A 3,978-nucleotide genomic window follows, 5' to 3' on the forward strand; every position below is an offset into this window, starting at 1 on the left:
ACCGGAACCGATTGTAGAAATTGTAGAGTCGATCGAGCATTCGGATTCAGCACCGCAACCAGAAGCAGCGGAAACGCCAGAGATAATCAGCGATTTAGAACCTGAACTACAATCAGTTGCAGATTTTCTGGAAGAAGTTGCTCACATCCCAGAGTTGAGGGAAGATTCTCCACCTCAACGGATTATAGATGCGCCCTCGGCGATCGAATCTCGCAACTCGGAACCTGTTACAGTCGAAAATCTGTCAGTTGCTCAAACCCCAGAGTTGAGGGAAGATTCTCCACCTCAACGGATTATAGATGCGCCCTCGGCGATCGAATCTCGCAACTCGGAACCTGTTACAGTCGAAAATCTGTCAGTTGCTCAAACCCCAGAGTTGAGGGAAGATTCTCCACCTCAACGGATTGTAGGTGCGCCCTCGGCGATCGAAGATTCTCAACCCAAATCGCAACCAGGACTAAAAAGCGTAGAGTCGATCGAAGATTCTCCACCCAAAACGCAACGTACAGCCAAAAATCGGCAACTCAAGAAAAAGCCACAACCTACCAGCGATTCTCAGCCTGAACAGCCACCTGTTAACCGAAAGCGACAAATACCAATAGAAGTACAACAACAGGAAAGCGACGACAGGCAAACACAACAACCAGGCGACTCAGAATCAACCAATTAGCAATGACCAATCACCCATTCCCAACTTCTAAATCTTAGTCATGATTAGTAATATAGTCGCAATTTACCGCAAAGAACTGCAAAGCTACTTTGCATCGCCATTAGCATATGCCATCGCCACCGTCTTTTGGTTGATTACGGGATTTTTTTTAATCGCAATTCTCCTCGGCGACGGTGGGTTAATTGCACAAATACGTCAGCGAGATCAAGCGGGAATTACCGAGCCTCCCATTGATGTAGCCTACGAATTTTTGCAACTCTTTCTGCGCCTGATGGGTTCTCTTTCACTGTTCGTATTGCCTGTACTCTCAATGGGACTGTACGCAGAAGAACGGAAGCGGGGAACCTTAGAACTTCTAGCTACATCTCCCTTAACAAACTGGGCAGTTGCTACCGGCAAACTCCTGGGTGTTTTAACATTTTATACCACAATGTTACTACCCTTGCTATTGTGCGAGGCGATCGCCCTGAGTAGCTCAACCCCACCCGTACCCCCCACCGTCCTCATGCTAGGACACGGCGGTCTCATCCTCCTAGCAGCAGCAGTATTGTCCCTCGGAATGTTTATTTCCTCGCTGACAGAAAGCACAATCTTATCAGCAATCCTCACCTTCGCTCTAGTATTATTTCTGTGGGCAATAGATGTCGTCGCCCTCACTATCGGCGGGCCCTTCGGCTCAGCCTTAGGACAACTTTCGCTACTAACACATTACACCAATCTTGTCAAGGGAGTTTTTGATACCAGCAGCTTGGTTATGTTTTTCAGTTACATCATTTTAGGAGTATTTCTCACAGCCCAATCCATCGACGCCTTGCGATATCAGCGTTCTTAAGCAGCCAAGGACTCCGACTTCAAATAGGGACAGGGGGAGGATTACCAACTCCCTATTACCAATTTCAATACCGATTACCAATTCATGCAAATCATTCTCTAAAGCAACTCAAACAATGAGATTTATCAATCCTAAAAACGACTTTGCTTTCAAAAAAATCTTTTGTTCCAACGACAGCAAAGACATCCTGATTAATTTTTTAAACGCTATCCTTTATCAAGCACAGCCAATAATCGAAGACTTAGAAATAATCGACTCCCAACCGACCAATCAAACTTTGGTAGTCCCAGAAACACGCCTAGATGTCAAAGCCACAATCAACGGCGGTAGAATCGCCCTCGTGGAAATCCAACTGCTCAACGTGCCTTCTTTCGAGAAAAGAGTTTTGTACAACGCTGCCAAAACCTATAGTATGCAGTTAACTAGGGAAGAACGCTCTGAGAAATTAAAAACAGTAATTTCGTTAAAGATTGCAGATTTTGAAATGTTCGAGAATCAATCGGAATGTCTGACCCGGTTTGTTTTCAAAGAAAAAGATCCACAACTTGACTGTCTTGATACTGAAATAGAATTAGTCTTTGTCGAACTCCCCAAATTCAAAAAAGAATTAGCAGCATTAGAAACAACCGCAGAGCGATGGATTTACTTTCTCAAAAATCCTAGCACTCTGAGCACAGAACCAGAAATACTCAGGAGATTTCCGGAAATTGAAAAAGCTTTGAGAATGGCTAGGGAAGAAAACTTTAGTCAAGAAGAATTAAAACAATTGGACAATCAAGAAGAGTGGATGAAAGACCAGCAAATTGCCATAGATTTAGCAAGGGAACAGGAGAAAAAAACTACTCAGTTGTCGTTGGTATTGCGTCAAATAGTGCGGCGTTTAGGCACAATAGAACCGGAAACTGAAAACTGCATCCGTCAATTAGGGCTACAGGAATTAGAAGACTTAGGAGATGCCATCCCGGACTTCAACCAGCAGTCAGATTTAACAGCGTGGTTGGAGTCTCGGTCGATATAAAATAACATTTTAGAAGCGGAATTAGGTAATACAATATTTAGATTATGAAAATTAGCAAAACAAATTGGAAGTATATTTTTTGGTTCGGCCCCCTTTTAACAGCAGCGGGGCTAACAGCAGCGCTGGTATCAGGAGCATGGGAACCCCTGACAGTGGGTCTAGTTATTGCCGGAATAGTGACGATCGCACTTTGGCTGCTATCTTTGAGTTATGCAAAAGGTTTTTGGGGGCGGCGTTCCACTCAAGCGAGTACCAACGCTCTGATTGCTACCCTCGCAGTCTTTATGATTCTCGGGGTAATTAACTTCATAGCATTTCGCTACCCCGTCCGCGCAGACTTAACCGAAAGCCAACAATTTACACTCGCCCCCCAGACTCAGCAAATCCTGCGAAATTTGCAACAAACTGTCAAAGTTTGGGTATTTGACCCCATCCAAAACCCGCAAATTAAAGAATTGCTGCAAAGCTACAAACGCGAGGGAGGTGAAAAATTTCAATACGAGTTTGTAGACCCGCAATCCCAACCGGGAAAAGCCCGGGAATTTAGCATTACCAGCATCGGAGAAGTGTACTTACAATCCGGTGACAAAAAACAAGTCCTACAAAAAAGTGGTACTGCTTTTGGTAGCGACCCGAATCTAGGTCTGTCAGAGATCAAACTTACCAATGGCTTAGAAGAAATTCTCAGCACTCGCAATCCTACAGTTTACTTTTTGCAAGGTAAAGGTGCACGGCCGCTAAAAGAAGGTCAAGGCGGAATCCAGCAAGCCGAAAAATCTCTGAAAGATAAATACTATAAGGCTCAAACGCTGAATCTTACCGAGCGCAAAGAGGTTCCGGAAGATGCAGATGCTTTAATAATTCCCGGCCTCGAAAAACCTTTTTCCGATACAGAAATTAAAGCACTAAAAGCTTATCTCGATCGCGGTGGCAGTTTATTGTTAATGGTAGACCCGGCAATTAATACCGGATTGGACAAATTTTTGCAAGAATGGGGTATAAAACTAGACACCCGTTTGGCGATCGATGCTTCGGGCACCGGTCAAAAATTTGGTCTGGGCCCCACAGTTCCCACAGTCACGCGTTACGGTCAACATCCGATTACTCAAAGTTTCGGTAGCGGTATTTCATTGTATCCGTTTGCACGTGCTTTAGAAACCTCGCCAGTAGTCGGGATAGAAGAAAAACCGCTGCTGTGGACGAGTCAGGAAAGTTGGGCGGAAAGCGATTTGACGACTAAGAAATTGGAGTTCGATCCGAAGACCGATCGACAAGGCCCGTTATTATTAGGTGTGGCTTTGGTGCGATCGGGCTCTGATAGCACTCCCTTAAACCCCTCACCAACACCCTCACCAACACCAGTAACGCCTTCACCCCAAGCATCGCCGACAACTTCCCCGTCACCTTCACCCCAAGCATCGCCGACAACTTCGCCATCGCCTTCACCCCAAGCATCGC

General features: G+C 45.3%; 3 protein-coding genes and 1 pseudogene. All 4 read left to right on the forward strand.

Features of this window, described 5'->3' with window-relative positions; translation table 11 throughout:
* Positions 1–670, forward strand: a pseudogene (locus QT974_RS26775) (hypothetical protein); the annotation flags it as partial.
* A gap of 31 nt (positions 671–701) precedes the next feature.
* Entirely contained in the window at positions 702–1,502 is an 801-nt protein-coding gene (locus QT974_RS26780) for an ABC transporter permease (protein WP_333471451.1), read from the forward strand.
* A 115-nt stretch (positions 1,503–1,617) separates the two neighbouring features.
* Positions 1,618–2,520 (forward strand): Rpn family recombination-promoting nuclease/putative transposase, encoded by a 903-nt coding sequence (locus QT974_RS26785; RefSeq protein ID WP_333471446.1) that lies wholly within the window; start codon positions 1,618–1,620, stop codon positions 2,518–2,520.
* A gap of 44 nt (positions 2,521–2,564) precedes the next feature.
* The coding region (locus tag QT974_RS26790) for a GldG family protein (protein ID WP_333471447.1) at positions 2,565–3,978 on the forward strand (1,414 nt) is incomplete at its 3' end.

This window comes from Microcoleus sp. BM001215392, from assembly GCF_036700185.1.
GTDB lineage: Bacteria > Cyanobacteriota > Cyanobacteriia > Cyanobacteriales > Microcoleaceae > Microcoleus.

Coding starts and splice junctions, on each gene's coding strand:
- QT974_RS26785 (WP_333471446.1), top strand. CDS start 1,618: ATGAGATTTATCAATCCTAAAAACGACTTTGCTTTCAAAAAAATCTTT.